Annotated in this window: 16 protein-coding genes; 6 read left to right on the forward strand and 10 right to left on the reverse strand. The window is 63.4% G+C overall.

The features are described from left to right. Position 1: 1 nt before the first annotated feature. From VGG89_06400 to tsaE, 7 genes are read right to left on the reverse strand one after another with little or no spacing between them, the layout of a single operon-like run. Positions 2-1,327, reverse strand: a complete 1,326-nt coding sequence (locus tag VGG89_06400; protein HEY1976152.1) for an aminotransferase class III-fold pyridoxal phosphate-dependent enzyme — start codon at positions 1,325-1,327, stop codon at positions 2-4. Positions 1,328-1,336: 9 nt separating this feature from the next. Continuing rightward, on the reverse strand, positions 1,337-1,477 hold the full coding sequence (locus VGG89_06405; GenBank protein ID HEY1976153.1) for a hypothetical protein: 141 nt from the start codon (positions 1,475-1,477) through the stop codon (positions 1,337-1,339). Next, positions 1,464-1,892 carry a ribosome silencing factor gene (rsfS, locus tag VGG89_06410; protein HEY1976154.1) on the reverse strand — a complete coding sequence of 143 codons (429 nt, stop codon included), beginning with the start codon at positions 1,890-1,892 and terminating at the stop codon, positions 1,464-1,466. Before rsfS ends, VGG89_06405 begins: the two co-directional genes overlap by 14 nt. Further along, positions 1,781-2,371, reverse strand: coding sequence for a bis(5'-nucleosyl)-tetraphosphatase (symmetrical) YqeK (yqeK, locus tag VGG89_06415; GenBank protein ID HEY1976155.1), 591 nt, complete (start codon positions 2,369-2,371; stop codon positions 1,781-1,783). The genes rsfS and yqeK overlap by 112 nt, the downstream gene beginning before the upstream one ends. Further along, complete coding sequence (gene rimI / locus VGG89_06420; protein ID HEY1976156.1) at positions 2,368-2,907, reverse strand: ribosomal protein S18-alanine N-acetyltransferase; 540 nt, start codon at positions 2,905-2,907, stop codon at positions 2,368-2,370. Before rimI ends, yqeK begins: the two co-directional genes overlap by 4 nt. Continuing rightward, complete coding sequence (tsaB, locus tag VGG89_06425) at positions 2,904-3,560, reverse strand: tRNA (adenosine(37)-N6)-threonylcarbamoyltransferase complex dimerization subunit type 1 TsaB (protein HEY1976157.1); 657 nt, start codon at positions 3,558-3,560, stop codon at positions 2,904-2,906. The genes rimI and tsaB overlap by 4 nt, the downstream gene beginning before the upstream one ends. Continuing rightward, positions 3,557-3,994: a tRNA (adenosine(37)-N6)-threonylcarbamoyltransferase complex ATPase subunit type 1 TsaE gene (gene tsaE / locus VGG89_06430; GenBank protein HEY1976158.1), complete on the reverse strand. Its 438-nt coding sequence runs from the start codon at positions 3,992-3,994 to the stop codon at positions 3,557-3,559. Before tsaE ends, tsaB begins: the two co-directional genes overlap by 4 nt. Here tsaE and VGG89_06435 point away from each other — a divergent pair. From VGG89_06435 to VGG89_06460, 6 genes are all read left to right on the forward strand, one after another. Next, positions 3,993-4,241 (forward strand): hypothetical protein, encoded by a 249-nt coding sequence (locus VGG89_06435; GenBank protein HEY1976159.1) that lies wholly within the window; start codon positions 3,993-3,995, stop codon positions 4,239-4,241. The genes tsaE and VGG89_06435 overlap by 2 nt on opposite strands. A 42-nt stretch (positions 4,242-4,283) precedes the next feature. Beyond that, complete coding sequence (gyrA, locus tag VGG89_06440; protein ID HEY1976160.1) at positions 4,284-6,788, forward strand: DNA gyrase subunit A; 2,505 nt, start codon at positions 4,284-4,286, stop codon at positions 6,786-6,788. Between the two features lie 87 nt (positions 6,789-6,875). Further along, positions 6,876-7,202, forward strand: a complete 327-nt coding sequence (gene trxA, locus VGG89_06445) for a thioredoxin (GenBank protein ID HEY1976161.1) — start codon at positions 6,876-6,878, stop codon at positions 7,200-7,202. Positions 7,203-7,205: 3 nt separating this feature from the next. Then, on the forward strand, positions 7,206-8,540 hold the full coding sequence (gene selA / locus VGG89_06450) for an L-seryl-tRNA(Sec) selenium transferase (GenBank protein ID HEY1976162.1): 1,335 nt from the start codon (positions 7,206-7,208) through the stop codon (positions 8,538-8,540). After that, positions 8,534-10,495 carry a S9 family peptidase gene (locus VGG89_06455; GenBank protein HEY1976163.1) on the forward strand — a complete coding sequence of 654 codons (1,962 nt, stop codon included), beginning with the start codon at positions 8,534-8,536 and terminating at the stop codon, positions 10,493-10,495. The genes selA and VGG89_06455 overlap by 7 nt, the downstream gene beginning before the upstream one ends. Positions 10,496-10,521: 26 nt before the next feature. Beyond that, entirely contained in the window at positions 10,522-12,693 is a 2,172-nt protein-coding gene (locus VGG89_06460) for a prolyl oligopeptidase family serine peptidase (protein ID HEY1976164.1), read from the forward strand. A gap of 18 nt (positions 12,694-12,711) precedes the next feature. On the opposite strand, the gene VGG89_06465 is transcribed toward VGG89_06460, so the two are convergent. Genes VGG89_06465 through gabT form a run of 3 tightly spaced genes read right to left on the reverse strand, consistent with a single transcriptional unit; the run spans position 12,712 to position 16,861 of the window. Then, positions 12,712-14,238 (reverse strand): aldehyde dehydrogenase family protein, encoded by a 1,527-nt coding sequence (locus VGG89_06465; GenBank protein HEY1976165.1) that lies wholly within the window; start codon positions 14,236-14,238, stop codon positions 12,712-12,714. A 4-nt stretch (positions 14,239-14,242) separates the two neighbouring features. After that, positions 14,243-15,610 carry a putrescine aminotransferase gene (locus VGG89_06470; protein ID HEY1976166.1) on the reverse strand — a complete coding sequence of 456 codons (1,368 nt, stop codon included), beginning with the start codon at positions 15,608-15,610 and terminating at the stop codon, positions 14,243-14,245. Continuing rightward, on the reverse strand, positions 15,611-16,861 hold the full coding sequence (gene gabT, locus VGG89_06475; protein ID HEY1976167.1) for a 4-aminobutyrate--2-oxoglutarate transaminase: 1,251 nt from the start codon (positions 16,859-16,861) through the stop codon (positions 15,611-15,613). It abuts the gene before it with no gap. Between the last annotated feature and the right edge of the window lie 34 nt (positions 16,862-16,895).

Here is a 16,895-nt window from a genome sequence, read left to right on the forward strand (position 1 = left end):
GTTACCCTGCCTTCGGAAGCTTCGCGAACTCTGCGAACGCGGCGTCGAAAATCTCCATCGCCTCGTCGAGCTCGCTTTCGGCGACGGTCAGCGGCGGCGACACGACGATGACGTTATAACGGCCATAGATGTACATGCCGCGAGCGAGCAGGTCGCCGAAGAGCGATTGCAGCGTTCGGCCGCCTTGCCATTCGACCAGCGGCTCGCGCGTTTCGGGATTGGCGACCAGCTCGAGTCCGAAGAACGCGCCGACGCCGCGCGCCTCGCCCAGCATCGGATGCCGCGACCCGAGTTCTTCGAAGCGCTTGCGCAGCCACTCTTCGACGACGCGCGCCCGTGGGAAGAGATTTTCTTCCCGGTACGCCTTCACGGCGGCCAGCCCGGCTGCCGTTGCGAGCGGATGTCCGCTAAACGTGTGGCCGCTGGGCAGCGCGTGCGCGTCGAAAAACTTTGCCAGCGATTCGCGCACGGCGACGCCGCCGAGCGGAACGTATGCCGACGTCACGCCTTTGGCAAACGTGAACATGTCGGGCGCCACGCCGAATCGCTGCGAAGCGAACGCCTCGCCGGTGCGTCCGAATCCGGTCATGACCTCGTCGAAGATCAGCAGAATGCCGTAACGGTCGCACAACTCGCGCACGCGTTTGAGATAACCGTCGGGGAAGACGATGACGCCGTTAGAACCAATGACGGGCTCGATCATCAGCGCGGCGATCCGTTCGCCGCCTTCGTAGCGCACGATCTCTTCGAGATGCGCGATCGCGCGCTCGACCTCTTCGGCTGCGTCGCGCGTGTGGAACGGACTGCGATACGGAAACGGCGAGAAGAAGCGCACGACGCCGGGAAGGCCCGGTTCGTTCGGCCAGCGCCGGTTCTCGCCGCTCAAACTGCCGGCGCCGGGTGCCGAGCCGTGAAACGACCGGTACGCGGTCAACACTTTGTGCCGTCCGGTAATGGCGCGCGCGAACTTCACGGCGTCTTCGTTGGCTTCACCACCGCCGGTCGTGAAGAAGACGCGGCCGCCCTCATTCCAGGGACCGATTTCGACGATTGCCTTGGCCAGCGCGGAACGGGTGTCGTTGCCCAGGCTGGGCGGCGCATAGGCCAGCCGCGCCGCCTGTTCCCCGATGGCTTGCGCCATGCCGGCGTGACCGTGGCCGAGGTTGACGGCCACCAATCCCGCCGAAAGGTCGAGATAACGCTTCCCGGAGTCGTCGTAGAGGTAGGATCCCTCTCCGCGAACGATGGTCGGCACCGAACGGCCGGCCTGCGGAACCCACGGCGTCAAAACATGATCCATGCGAGCCTCTTGTACATTGTCGACAATTGTTCCCGCTTAGCGGGCAGCCAGGGTCGTACCCACGACGATGAGGCCGCCTGCGACGCTCAAGGCGAAGAAAACGATGAAGATCCAGACGCCCAGGCGTTTCCAGAAGTCGCGGCGGTTGCGCGACGCCCGCGTCTCAAGACGCGGCATGGAGCGGCCCCCAGAGGCGTTCCAAATTGTAAAACGTGCGCTCCTCGGGCGTGAACACGTGCGCGATGAGATTGCCGGCGTCGATGAGGATCCACGTGCCGTCGCTATAGCCCTCTACGCGCAACACGGCCGCATCGTTCTTTTTAAGCGCTTCCACGATCGCGTCGGCGATGGCGCGGGTTTGTATCTTCGACCGTCCGGTGACGATGACGAACGCATCGGCCAAAATCGTGCGCGCGTGCACGTCCAAAACGGTGAAATCGATACCTTTTTTGTCGAGCGCAGCGTCGCGGACGACGTCGATTACATGGTCGATGCTCTTACCTCCTCGAGCGGAATGCCGAACGTGTGCGCGGCCGCGATGGTGGCGGGCGCGACGGCGAGTCCTTTGTGCGCCAAATGACGCACCGACGATTTGATGACCTCGCGCGTCGCTTCGGTCAAATCGTTCATCGCGAGCTCCCATAACGCGGCGCGTTCGGGAAAGTTGCGTTCCGGTTCCAAACCGTCGGCGAGAAAAACGACGCAATCCAACGGCGACATAGCCGCCGCCGCGGTGGTGTGTTTTTCGATCGCGGAGAGCACCTGCTCGTCGTGTACCCCGAAGGTTTCGGCGGCAATCGCGGCACCGAGCCGAGCGTGCAGCACGACCGGATTCGCTCGCTCGAAGCCGTCGATCGGCATGCCGCGCGCCTCACATTCGGTCAGCAGCCGCTGCGCCGGGTACAGGCGCGCGAGGTCGTGGAGCATGCCGGCCAGCCGAGCGCGCCGCGCGTCCAGACCGTGGCGCTGCGCGAGTATATCGGCACAGCGCGCGACGCGCACCGTGTGCTCGTACCGATGATCCTGCGCCAGGTGGTCGCGCACGCGCCGCGCGAGCTGCGTGAACGTCAAGCGTTATTGCGCGCCCGCAGCACGGCGATGCGGTTGCGGTAGAGCTCGCTTTTGAGATTTCCCGCCCACATCACCATCGCGCTCTCGTTATCGTCGCTGTAGTAGCCGCGGCGCAAGGTGACCGTCGTAAAACCGTACTTGCGATAGAGCTGCTGCGCGACGACGTTGCTTTCGCGTACTTCGAGCGTCAGCCACGCGGCACCGCGTTCGATCGCCTCGTCGATCAAATGCAGCAGCATTACTTCGCCCAAACGTTTTCCGCGAAACGCCGGATCCACGGCCAGCGTCGTAACGTGCGAGTCTTCCAAAATCACCCAGATGCCGCCGTACGCGACGATCCGATCGCCGATTCTTCCCACGAAATAGTGCGCCACTTTGTTGGTGCTGAGCTCGTTGTAGAAGGCGTCCGACGGCCAGACCGTCGAGAATGACGCGCGCTCGATTCGCGTGACCGCCGGTATGTCGCCGCTGATCATCGGGTCGATCGTCATGCGCTCGGGCAGTCCGGCGTCGTGCGGACTGAGGGTCATCTTCATTTCAAACGCGGAACGCGCGCGGCGGGAAGCTCGCCATAATCCGCGCGCACGGCGTGCACGCTCGCGGCAGGCTTCAGCGCGGCTGCGGCCAGAGCGGCGGCGCAAGCGGCGGGGGCGATCGAAGGAGTGACCGGGCTCACTACAATGCCGCGTTCGGCGAGCGCGCTGAGCACGTCCTCCGGGGCGCCGAGTACTGCCAGAGGCGTCGAAGGGCGGAGGGCACCCTCGAGCTCCCCAAGCACGTCGGCGATCCAGCCCGAGGCACGCTCGATCCGCCCGCCGTTACGAAGCCGCGCCGAAATCACTCCGGTCCGTCCCACGACCACCGTCAGAACCCGGTCGAACGAGCCGCCATACTCCAGCAGGTCGAAAGAGTCGATTGCAACGAGCGGGGTGCGCCACGCCTGTGCCAGCGATTTGGCGTACGAGATCGCGATCCGAAGGCCGGTAAACCCTCCGGGGCCGCATCCGACGGCGATGCGCTCGATCTGCGAAGCGGAGACGCCGGCGTCGTCGAGCACGGCCGCTATGGCGGACAAACCGGCTTCGAGCGCGACGTTGCCCGGTTCGGAGCGCTTGCTGCGGATCGATCCGCCCGCGGCGACGGCCGCAGAAAAGCCGCCCAGCGCTCCGTCGATGCCCAAAACGTTCATCGGCGGGTACAGTCCACGGTGCGCGGCGAGTCACCGGCGCCCTCAATATGAACGTCGTAACGAGCGGCCGGTACGAGGTGCGGCGCTTTCTCCCACCACTCGACCAAAACGATCGAGCGTCCGTCGAACGCGTCGTCCAAGCCGAGCTCGACGGTTTCGCCCGGTTCCCCGATGCGAAAGAGATCCAGATGATCGATCGGCGGATCGCCCGAGTAGCGATGCCAAAACGTAAACGTCGGACTCGACGTCTGGTCGGCGCCGTGAAGCGCGCGGACGACGGCTCTGACAAAAGTCGTTTTCCCCGCTCCCAGCGGTCCCGAAAGTGCGACGACGTCGCCCGGTTGCAGCCCGCGCGCGAACGCCGTTGCGAAATCGGTCAGCGCGGCCTCGTCGGAAAAAGTGCGCCGTAACGGAGCGGCGAAAGCATCGGGCATGAATGGCGACTTCGGCGCCGAGCTGGACGCGGCCCTGAACGCTCGACTCGGCGACCTGCGCGCGGCTGCCGATGCGGCGCGCGCGCGGATCGACCAAGGGGTCGAGGCGATTCGGGTCGTCGAGCCCTCGCCCATCGTCTTCGGCGACGTGCCACACCCGGCCGCGGTATCGTTCGACCTTCCGGAGGACGAGTTCGAGGCGCCGGCCGACGCCGAGGGGATTCCACTACCGGAAGAAAACCTATAGTTAACGGTTGGCCGTTCCGGCCAACCTTCGTTTTGTGAAGCCTTGAATAACGATTTAGTTTTCCAAGTCAACGTCGAAGATGAAATGCGAGAGAGCTATCTCTCGTATGCTATGTCCGTTATCGCCTCGCGGGCGCTGCCCGACGTGCGCGACGGCCTCAAACCCGTCCAGCGCCGCATCCTGTACGCGATGCGCGAGATGGGAATGGAGCCGACCAAGCAGCATCGCAAAAGCGTCGGCGTCACCGGCGAAGTGCTCAAGCTGTATCATCCGCACGGCGACTCGTCGGTATACGATGCGCTCGTGCGCATGGCCCAAGATTTTACGCTGCGCTATCCGCTGATCGACGGTCATGGCAACTTCGGTTCGATCGATCCCGATCCGCCGGCAGCCATGCGCTACACCGAAGCGCGGCTCGCGCGCGTGGCGCTCGACGTGCTCGCCGACATCGATAAAGAGACCGTTGCGTTCGTCTCCAACTTCGACAATCAAACCACCGAGCCGACCGTGCTGCCCGGCAAGCTGCCGCAGCTGCTGGTCAACGGTTCGTCCGGTATCGCCGTCGGGATGGCGACCAACATTCCGCCGCACAATCTCAGCGAAATTGCCGACGCCATCGCGGCGGTGATCGACGACCCGAACATCAGCGACGACTCGCTATGCGACATCGTCAAAGGGCCCGATTTTCCGACCGGCGGCACGATTCACGGTCTAGAAGCCATCCGCGAAGCCTACAAAACCGGCCGCGGCTCGATTACGATTCGCGGCAAGGCCGAAATCGTCGAGGAAAAAGGCAAGCATAAGATCATCATTACCGAGATTCCGTATCAGGTGTACAAGAACCGCATCGTCGAGGCGATAGCCGAAGCGCACGCGGAGAAACGCATCACCGGAATCGCGCGCTTGGACGATCTTTCGAACCGCAAAGGGATGCGCGTGGTGGTCGAGCTGCAGCGGACTGCGACCCCGAAGGTCGTGCTCAACCAGCTCTTCAAGCATACGCCGCTCCAGTCGAGCTTCGGCTTCAACATGCTGGCGCTCGTGCCCGTGGGCGCGCCGCGTCCCGACGGATCGGCCGCGCTCGAGCCGCAAGTGCTCAATCTCAAGCAGCTCCTCGAGCATTTCATCGCGCACCGCAAAGACGTCGTTACGCGCCGCACGCGTTACGACTTGCGCAAAGCCGAAGAGCGCGCGCATCTACTCGAGGGCTATCGCATCGCCCTCGACAACATCGACGAAGTCATCGAAATCGTGCGCGGCAGCCAGACCACCGACGAAGCCAAGCAGCGGTTGTCGCAGCGCTTTTCGCTCAGCGAAGTTCAGGCTCAGGCCATCGTCGACATGCGACTGCGGACCCTGGTCGGTCTCGAGCGGCAAAAGATCGAAGAAGAGTATGCCGAGCTGATCAAAACGATCGCCGAGCTGCAAGATATTCTCAAGAGCCCGCGCCGGATCGCCGGCATCGTGAGGTCCGAAACGCTCGACGTGCGCAAGCGCGTCGGCGACGAGCGCCGCACCTCGATCGAGGTGGCCGAAGACGAAATCTCGATGGAGCAGCTGGTGCCCAACGTCGACGTGGTCGTCACGTACACCGTCGGCGGCTACATCAAGCGCGTTTCCGTCGACACGTTCCGCACGCAAAACCGCGGTGGACGCGGAGTGACCGGTATCTCGAACCTCAAGCGTGAGGACGTCGTGCGCAACTTCTTCATGACCAAGACGCACGATCACGTGCTATTCTTCACGAATAAGGGTCGCGTCTATCGTCTGCGCGGTTACGAAATTCCGGATACGACCCGTCAAGCGCGAGGCACCGCGCTGGTCAACCTGCTCACCCTGCCGCCGGGCGAAGAAGTCAGCGCGGTCTACCCCGTCGACAAGTTCACGGGCGATCAGTACATGGTGATGGTGACCAAGCAGGGCGTCATCAAGAAGTCGAAACTCGAAGACTTCGCCAACGTGCGGCGCAACGGACTCATCGCGATCAACCTCGACGACGGGGACGAACTGCTCGCCGTCGACCTATCGGACGGATCGCGCGACATCATCCTAGCCTCGACCAACGGCATGGCCGTGCACTTCAACGAAAAAGACGTGCGCGCGATGGGCCGTCCGGCTCGCGGCGTCAAGGCGATGACACTCGAGAACGGCGACACGATCGTTGCGATGGACGTCATCGAAGACGAACGGCGCGAAGTGCTGCTGGTCACGTCGCTGGCCTTCGGAAAGCGCACGCCGATCTCGGAGTACCGTCACACGTCGCGTGGCGGCAAGGGCGTCAAGGCTTTCGCGCGCCAGCGCGACGACATCGGCGGCGTCGTGGATCAGATTCTCGTTGCGCCCGACGATCAAATCTTGATGATCACCTCGGGCAACCAGGTGATCCGGCTGAAGGTCGGCGACATTCGCAAGACCGGCCGCGATACGAAGGGCGTCCGGCTGCAGCGTCTGGGCGAAGGCGACGAGGTGATCGCCATTACCAACCTCGGCAAACAGGCCAAACAGATCACCGACATCACCGGGGAACCCCAACAGCCGGAACTTTAACTGTCATCCTGAGCGTAGCGAGCGAAGTCGAAGGGCAGGCGCAACCCTAGGCCCGGCCAGCGCGGTCCCAGCGACCGGAGGAGTAAAGTGAGCACACTAAACGACGTAACTCAGACGAACTTTGACAGCGAGGTGCTGCAAAGCAACCAGCCCGTGCTGGTCGATTTTTGGGCGCCATGGTGCGGACCTTGCAAAATGCTCGGCCCCGTCGTGGAAAAGGTCGCCAATGCCAACGCCGGCAAGGCGAAGTTCGTGAAGTTGAACACGGACGACAACCCGAGTCTGGCGGGTCAGTATCAGGTCTCGGGCATTCCGTGCTTGATTCTCTTCAAAGGCGGACAGCCCGTCGATCGCATCGTCGGCTACGTTCCCGAGAACGTCATTACGTCGATGCTCAGCAAGCACGTCGCGTAAGCGATGTCGCAAGCGTTGCGCAGCCTTCCGGCTGTGCACCGGCTGTTGGAAGAGCCCGCGGTTGCCGTATTCGCGGCGACCCTTGGAAGAGAAGGAATGAAAGGCGCGATCGAGCGAGTGCTCGATCGCGCTCGTGCTTCCGGCCAAGCGCACGGGTACGAAGATATCGTCGCCGCCGTAGTGGCGCAGCTCGATGCAATGCGCATGCGCGGCATGCTCTGCGTCATCAACGCGAGCGGTGTGATGCTGCATACCAATCTCGGACGCGCGCCGTTGGCGACCGAAGCGCTCGCCGCCGTCGATCGGCTCTCGCAGGGTTATTCGAATCTGGAATACGATCTGGAAGCCGGCGAGCGCGGCTCGCGGTATTCGCGCGTTACCGACGCGTTGCGCGAAGCGACCGGCGCGCAAGACGCCGTCGTCGTCAACAACTGCGCGGCGGCGGTGCTGCTCGTGCTCGACACGTTCGCGCGCGGCCGCGAGACCGTCGTCGCGCGCAACCAGCTCGTCGAAATCGGCGGCGGTTTTCGCATTCCCGACGTGCTCGCGCGCAGCGGCACGACGCTCGTCGAAGTCGGCACGACCAATCGCGTCTACGCTCGCGACTTCGAAACGGCGCTGTCGCCGCGTACCGCGCTGCTGCTGCGGACGCATCCTTCGAACTATCGTATCGAAGGGTTTACCGCCGACGTTTCCGGCGACGAGCTCGTCAAGCTCGGGCGTCGCTCCGGTGTTATGGTCGTCGAGGATTTGGGAAGCGGAGCGTTGGTCGATCTTGCGGAGTACGGTCTGCCGCACGAGCGCACGGTTGGGGAAGCGCTCGCCGAGGGCATCGATCTCGTGACGTTTTCGGGAGATAAGCTGCTGGGTGGACCGCAATCGGGTATCGTCGTAGGCAGCGCGCGATTCGTAGCCGCGCTGCGTACCAATCCGCTCCTTCGCGCATTGCGCGTCGATAAAACGACGATCGCCGCGCTCGGTGCCACGCTCGCGCTCTATCGCGATCGTACGTCTCGCGAGCGCATCCCACTCTATCGAATGCTTGCGGCCACCATCGAGCATCTGCGCGCCCGGGCGCAGCCGTATATTACCGCGATACCGCAAGCGATGCTCGTGGAATCGGTGGCGTACGTCGGTGCGGGCACGCTTCCCGACGCGCGCGTTGCGTCGCTCGCGATTGCGATTCGCGTACCGCGTCCCGACCTCACGGCCGCAGCATTGCGGCGCGGCGATCCCGCGATCGTGGGACGTATCGAGGACGGGCGGCTCCTGTTCGATCTGCGGACCATTGCGCCGGAAGAAGACGGCAGCGTTATCGCGAAGCTTCGCGCATGTTGATAGCGGCGGTCGCACTCGCTGCGACTCTTGGAGAGAACGATTATCGTAGTCTGGCGACGTTGTCGTCCCCGGCGATATCACCCGACGGTAAGCACGCCGTCACGATCGTCTCGCACGTCGTGTGGGATGAGGATCGTCGCGACGACGATTTGATCGTGGTCGACCTTGCGACCCATGCGACGCGCACGCTGACCTACCGGCGAAAAGATCTCTCGAGTCCCGCGTTTTCGCCCGACGGCTCGCGGCTCGCATTCATCGCAGCGGGCGCGGACGACAAGGATCAGGTCTTCGTGATGCGGCTCGACGGCGGCGACGCTCGCCCGGTAACGCACGCAAAAAGCGACGTCGACGAGTTCGCGTGGCGCTCCGACGGCCGCGCGCTGGCGTACCTGGCGACCGACCCCGATCCGGATCGCAAAGGCTCCGACAAATTCCGTGACAGCTTCGTCTTTACGACCGAGCCGATCACCGCGCGCTCGCGCCCGCGCCCCGATCATCTCTTCGTTCAATCGCTCGACGGCGGGGCGCCGACGCAGTTGACGTTCGGCGCGCAGAGCGCAACCTCGGATTATCCGATCTCATGGTCGCCGGACGGTAAGACGATTGCGTTCACGCTGGTTCCCAACGCGATCCTCAACGACGAGAGCTATTCGCACGTTGCGCTCGTCGACGTCGCGACGAAGAACGTGCGCGATCTGACGGGTCGTACCCAGTGGGAGAGCTCGGCGATCTTTTCGCCGGACGGTAAACACATCGCGTACACGTACTCCGCCGGCGATTCGCAGATAACGCTGGTGCAGCTCTACGTAACGACGCCGGGGGGCGGCAAAGGAACGCCGGTCTCCGGAAAAATCGACGGCGACGTCACCGACTACGCATGGTCGCGGGACTCGAAGAGTTTGCTCGTTGCAACGCCGGAACGCACGACGATGGCACTGTACCGCGTGCCGCTCGAGGGTACGCCCGAAGCGCTCGATTTACACGGAACCGTGCCGGGAACGCCGGGTCAAACGACCGGAGCGGTCTCGGTATCGTCGCTGCAAAACGGCGTCGCCTCCGACGGAACGATGGTCTTTGTCGGGAGTTCTCCAAAGCAGCCGCCGGAGCTCTACGAACGCGCGATCGGCGGCGCGGTAGCCAAGCTCACGGATTTCAACGCGACCGTCGCGCGCTTCGATCTGGCGCCCGCGGAGCGCATGACGTTTCCTACGTCCACGGGCATCACGGGCGACGGCGTCGTGTATTATCCGCCGGGCTTTGGCGCCGGTCGCAAATACCCGCTGAGCGTCTACATTCACGGCGGCCCCGACGATCCAACGGCGCTCGGATTCGATTTCTGGGCGCAAGTCATGGCGGCGCGCGGCTGGATCGTGCTGCGGCCGAACTATCGAGGCAGTCCGAATCTCGGCTTAGCGTACAAGCGCGCGATCCTCTACGATCCCGAAGAAGGGCCGGGCAAAGACATCGTCGCGGCAATCGACGTGTTGCGGTCGCGCGGCCTCGTCGACGAGTCGCGCATCGCAGTATCGGGCTGGTCGTACGGCGGCATCATGACCGCGTGGATGATTTCGAAGTATCATTTTTGGAAAGCCGCGGTTTCGGGCGCGTCGGTCAACGATTGGATCACCGACTACGGTACCGCCGACGATAGCCTAGCCGATCGCGACATGCTGCACGGCTCGCCGTTCGTCGGCGACAACGCGCCCGAGTGGCACCGCGTCTCGGCGATCTCGTACGCGCGCGACGTAACGACGCCGGTCCTGATCCTTTCCGACGTCGGCGACAATCGCGATCCCTTCGCGACGTCGTCGATGTACTGGCGAGCGCTGCGCGACAACGGCAAGGACGCGACCTTACGCGTCTGGCCCATCAACGGGCATTTTCCGAGCGATCCGGTGCGCATAGTCGACGTCTACCATTACTGGCTAGACTTCATCGCCCAACACTTCCGCTAGTGCGATCTTGGCAAAGGAGACGTCCGTTGTATCGTACTTTTCGAGCGCTGAGCGCGATCGCGCTGTTGAGCGCTGCCGCTCTTTGCGCGAGCGTTGCCGAGCCGGTGCGCGCGCAGTCGGCAGACGCAGCACAAACGACGGTTGCCAAAGCCTCGCCTGCGGCGCAGGACGGCCCCGACCCGTTTCTTTGGCTCGAGGAGCAGACCGGCGCACGCGCAATGCAATGGGTGAATCAGCAGAATGCGCGCACGCTGCCGGTTCTTCAGAGCGATCCGCACTACGCGCTGCTGTATAACGACGCCTATTCCGTCATTACCGCGAAGGGGCGCATTCCATATCCGTCCGTGCTCGACGGTGCCGTGTACAACTTCTGGACCGACGCGACGCATCAACAGGGCATTTGGCGCCGAACGACGTTCGCCGATTACGCGAGCGATACGCCTCGCTGGACGACCGTGCTCGATCTCGACGCGCTAAGCAAAGCGGACAACAAAACCTGGGTCAATCACGGCGCCGACTGTAACTGGCCCAAAGAGTATGACTGCTTGTTGCAGCTCTCAAACGGTGGCGAGGACGCCGACACGGTTCGCGAGTTCGACCTTCGCACGGACTCGTTCCGTCAAGGCGGCTTCATGCTTGCGCGCGGGAAGCAAGACGTGTCGTGGTTCGACGACGACACCATTGCGGTCGCACGCGAGTGGACGCCCGGACAGCTGACGAAATCGGGCTACCCGTACGTCGTGAAATTGTTGCGCCGGGGACGGCCGTTATCCAGTGCGCTCGAGATCTTCCGCGGCAAGCCGACCGACGTCTCCGATTCCGCCTCCCAGCTCTACGACGCGCGAGGAGATCGGCTCACCCTGATCACTCGAGGCGTCGACTTCTTCCACACCCAGACGTATCTCTACAACGGTAACAAGGCAGTCCTCACCGGTTTGCCGCTGAAATCGAGCATCGACGGCATGGTCGACGGACGGATCGTCGTGTCGCTCAACGAGCCGTGGACTGCCGGCGGGAAAACCTTTCCCGAGGGCGCGGTCGTTGCTCTTGCGTACGCGCAGTTCAAGCGCGATCCGGCCCACCTGCATCCGACGCTCGTGCGCGCCGCCGGGCCTCGTGAAGCGATCGATTCCGTCGCGATCACGCGATCGAAGATGATCCTGTCGATCTACCAGAACGTCCGCGGCCACGCGTTCGTTTTTACGCCGCAGGGCGCAACCGGTTGGCAAGTCACGCAGCTAGTCCTCCCCGATAAATCCACGGTTTACCTCGCCGATACGAATCTGCACGACAACCGTGCCTATATTGCGGTGACGGGCTACCTCACGCCGACCACGCTATGGTCCGTGAACGCCGATACCGGTGCCCTCGCTAAGGTCAAAGCGCTGCCTGCGGAGTTCGACGCGTCAAACGACACCGTCGACCAGTACGAAGCCACGTCGACCGACGGCACGAAGATTCCGTATTTTATCGTGCATCCCAAGATCATGAAGCTCGACGGACGCAACCCGACGGTGTTATACGGCTACGGCGGCTTTCAAGTGCCGCTCTGGCCGTCATATTCGGGCACCGTCGGCAAGGCGTGGCTCGAGCGCGGCGGTGTCTACGTCGTCGCCAACATTCGCGGCGGCGGCGAGTTCGGTCCGGCGTGGCACGATGCCGGACTAAAGACGCACCGCCAGATCGTCTACGATGATTTCTATTCGGTCGCGCAGGATCTGATCGCGCGCAAGATCACCTCACCCAGGCGGCTCGGCATCCAGGGTGGATCCAATGGAGGACTGCTCATGGGCGTCGAGTTCACGCAGCATCCGAGCGAGTTCAACGCCGTCGACATCCAAGTGCCTTTGCTCGATATGCTAAGGATCGAAAAAATCGACGCGGGCGCGTCGTGGGTCGGTGAATACGGCAGCATCTCCGATCCGGCGGTCAAGGCGTTTTGGGAAGCGCGTTCGCCGTATGCGAACCTCAAAGCCGGTGTCGCCTATCCCGAACCGTTTATTTGGACGACGACCAAGGACGATCGTGTGGGTCCTCAGCATGCCCGCAAATTTGCCGCTAAGCTTGCTGCAATGGACGTGCCGTATCTGTTCTTTGAAGTGACGCAAGGCGGCCACGGCGCCGGCGCCAACCCCAAGCAGGACGCGACGACGAGCGCGCTCGAGTGGACCTATTTTACGATGAAGCTCATGGAGTGAGGATCCGGTAAGGCGGACTTACTCGCTAAACCACCCGGAGGGGACGACGTCGAGGTTCACGTTGATCTGCTTGACCTCCGTGTACGCGTCGTAGCCGTACGTGCCGAGCTCGCGCCCGATGCCGGACTGCTTGTAGCCGCCCCACGGCGCTTCGTTGTACGTCGGATGATACGTATTGATCCACGTGATGCCGGCGCGCATCTTGCGGATCACGCGGTGCGCTTTGCCGACGTCTTGGGTAAAGACGGCGCCGGCCAGTCCGTAGACCGTATCGTTAGCCAGACGAATCGCGTCGGCTTCGTCTTCGAACGTCTGCACCACCAGCACCGGTCCGAAGATTTCCTCTTGAACGATGCGCATGTCGCGTTTCGTGTTGTCGAAAATGGTGGGGGCGATGAAGTTGCCGTTTGCAAGCGGTCCGCCGAGACGCTCGCCGCCGCACAACAGCTTCGCGCCTTCTTCGCGGCCGGTCGTAATGTAGCTCTCGACGCGTTCGCGATGCACGGGTGAAATAATCGGGCCCATTTCGCTGTTCGGATCGAAACCGTCGCCGACCCGAATCTTGCGCGCGCGCTCGACCACGCGATCGATCAGCTTGTCGTGAATCGACCGTTCGACGATCAAGCGCGATCCGGCCGAACAGACCTGGCCGGAGTTGGCGAAGATGCCGAAGAGCGCGTAATCGACGGCCGTATCGAAGTCGGCGTCGGCGAAGACGACGTTGGGCGATTTGCCGCCGAGCTCGAGCGAGATTTTCTTGAGGTTCGACGTGGCGGCTTGCATGATGCTGCGACCGGTTTTTGTTCCGCCGGTAAACGCGATCTTATCGACTTGCGTGCTGGCGGCGAGCGCGTGGCCGACCGTCGCGCCGGCACCGAGAACGATGTTGACGACGCCGGCCGGAAACTCGAGTTCTTCGAAGATCGCCGCTAAACGGAGCGTTGAAAGCGGCGTGAGCTCGGCGGGCTTGAGAATGCACACGTTGCCGGCCGCGAGAGCCGGCGCGAGCTTCCACACCGCCATGAGCAGCGGGTAGTTCCACGGCACGATCTGTCCGCAAACGCCGATCGGCTCGCGCACGGTAAACGACTGCGACGGCGCGGGCACGTCGAAGGTTTGCCCGTGCGGCTTCGTGGCAATGCCGGCGTAATAGCGGAAGCAGTTGGCGGCGTCGATGACGTCGTACTCGGCTTCGCGCAGCGGCTTGCCGTTGTTGAGCGTGTCGATGCGCGTGAACTCGTCGCGCAAAGCGTCGATGCGGTCGGCGACGCGCAAGAGCAGCGCCGCGCGGTCGGCGGCGGTAAGCGATCCCCACGGACCCTCGTCGAACGCTTTGCGGGCGGCGCGAATCGCCTCTTCGGCGTCGCGCTCCGTGCCCTCGGCGACGGTCGCGATCGTTTCGCCGTTCGCGGGATTGATCAAGTCGCGCGTGCCGTCTTGGGCCGCGAGCTTCCAGCGACCGTCGACGTACATCGGGATGACGTTTCCGGAGCGCGGCAGCCCGCGCAGAATTTCTTCGCTGCTGACTCGTTGTATCGTTTCCATCGAGTTACGCTCCCGCGGGAAGTGGTTTCATGGAATTGAGGCTGTCGGCGATGGCTTGGCACACGTAGTCGGCTTGTTCCTCCGCAATGGTCAGCGGAGGCTCGATGCGGATCGTGAGCGCGTTTACGAGCGTGCCGGAGACCAGCACGCCGCGGTCGAGCATGCGTTTGCCGAACTCGAAGCCGATCTCGTTGCTGCAGAACTCAATGGCCATCAACAGCCCCTTTCCGCGTACGTCGACGACGAGGTCGTCGTGCCCGGCGATGCCTCGGCGGATGCCGGCGAGCATGCGGTCGCCCATTGCGGCGGCACGCGCGGGGAGGGCCTCTTCGATCAGGACGTTGATCGTTGCCAGCGCTGCGGCGCAGGCGAGCGGGTTGCCGCCGAACGTCGACGTGTGCAGGAACGGGTTGTCGAACAGGCGCGAGAAGATGTCGCGCCGTCCCACCACCGCGCCCGCCGGCATGACGCCGCCGCCGAAGGCTTTGGCCAGGCACATGAGATCGGGCGACACGCCGTAGTGTTCGCAGCAGAACATTTTCCCGGTGCGCCCCATGCCGGTTTGCACTTCGTCCAGAATGAGCAGCGCGCCGAACTCGTTGCACAACTCGCGCACGCCCGGCAGATAGTCGTCGGAGGGAAGGTTAACGCCGCCCTCGCCTTGGATCGGCTCGAGCAGCACCGCTCCGACGTCTTCGCCGACGGCTTTGCACGACGTCATCATGTCGCGCAGCGCGAGCAAATCGTTGAACGGAACGTGCTCGATGTTCGGCAGCATCGGTCCGAACGGGCGCCGGAACTCCGCCTTCGCGCTGGCCGAGAGCGAACCGTAACTCTTGCCGTGAAAACCCTTGGTTGCGGCGACGATCGTTTGCTTGGAGGGATCGTACGAACGCGCCAGCTTGAGGGCGCCTTCGACCGCCTCGGTTCCGCTATTGCAGAAGAACGCGAAGTCCAAACCCGGCGGGCAGAGCATTGCCAGCGTCTTTGCCAACATCGCGCGCAGCGGATCGAGCAAGTCTTGGCTGTGCAGCGGCTGACGTCGCAGCTGATCCATCACTGCCTTAACGACCTTCGGATGGCGGTGGCCGACGTTGAAGATGCCGAAGCCTCCCAGGCAGTCGAGGTACTCGCGCCCGCTTACGTCGCGGTAGGAGTTCGGCCCGGCGTCGGACCACTCGACGACCGCTTCGGCGCCTTCAACGTTGGTCGCCTTACGGTACTCGAGAAATCCGGGGTTGACGTGATTGCGAAACGCTTCGACCGTTTCTTGCGTGATCCACTTGGCATCGGCCGGCGTGATCTGCCGCGTGTCGATGAGGTCTAAAACGGTCTGCGTGTAATCGTAAACCTTACGTTGTCGTTCGTCCATTTATTTCAACACGTGCTCCACGCTGTCTGAGAATATGCGCAGCGCTTCGTCGAGATCGGCGTCGTCGATAACGAGCGGTACCAAGATGCGTACGACGTTGCGTTTGCCGGCGAGCAGCAGCAAGAGGCCGCGTTCGCGCGCCGCGTCGACGATCTGCTCGGCACCCGTCGACAGCTCCATGGCGACCATCGCGCCCAAGCCGCGCACGTCTTCGATCTGCGGAAAACGCGACTGCAGCGAGCGCAGCTCGACGGTCAGGCGAGCACCGATCTCTCGCGCGCGTGCCAAGAACGCTTCGTCCATCAACTCGAAGGTCGCGAGCGCGGCGGCGCATGCAACCGGATTGCCCGCAAACGTTCCGCCCAGACCGCCCGGGGCGGGCGCGTCCATGATTTCGGCTTTGCCGGTCACGCCTGCGAGCGGCAATCCTCCGGCAAGCGATTTGGCGACGGTAACGAGATCGGGTTCGATGCCGTAATGTTCGCACGCAAAGAACTTTCCGGTGCGTCCGAATCCGGTTTGAATCTCGTCGGCAACCAGCACGATGCCGTGTGCGATCGTCAACGCGCGCAGATTGCGCAAGAACTGCGCGGGCGCCGGCACGAATCCGCCTTCGCCCAGCACCGGCTCGACGATGATCGCGGCGACGCGATCGGGAGCGACGGTGCTTTCGAAAATCTCTTCGAGCGCTTCGATCGCGCGCTCGCTCGTGATGCCGTGATGCTCGTACGGAAACGGCGCGTGATAGACCTCGGTGCAGAACGGCCCAAAGTGCTGTTTGTACGGTGCGTTCTTGCCGGTCATCGATAGCGCGAGCAGCGTTCTGCCGTGATAGCCGTGGGCGAACGCGATCACCGCCGGTCGCCGCGTGTACTCGCGCGCGATCTTGATTGCGTTCTCGGTCGCTTCCGCGCCGGTCGAAAGCAAAAGCGTTTTCTTCGCCGACGTTCCCGGCGCGCGGCGGTTGAGCGCTTCGGCGACCGCCACGTACGACTCGTACGTCGCGACCTGGAAGCAGGTGTGCGTCAGGCGTTTGGCTTGCTCGGCGATCGCCTCGGCGATTTTTGGATGCGCGTGGCCGAGGTTGAGCGTCCCGATGCCGCCCACGAAATCGAGGTAGGATCGGCCCTGATCGTCCCAAATGCGGGCGCCGGCGCCGCGCTCGACGACGACGGGATGGGCGACCGAGACCCCGCGGGGAACCGCGGCGGAGCGCCGGCCAATGACGTTCTGCTTGCTGATCGTATCCATAGGCAAGGAAGTGCTCTGTTTCGAGTGTAAGCGG

The sequence above is a fragment of the Candidatus Baltobacteraceae bacterium genome (assembly GCA_036488875.1).
Lineage (GTDB): Bacteria > Vulcanimicrobiota > Vulcanimicrobiia > Vulcanimicrobiales > Vulcanimicrobiaceae > JAFAHZ01.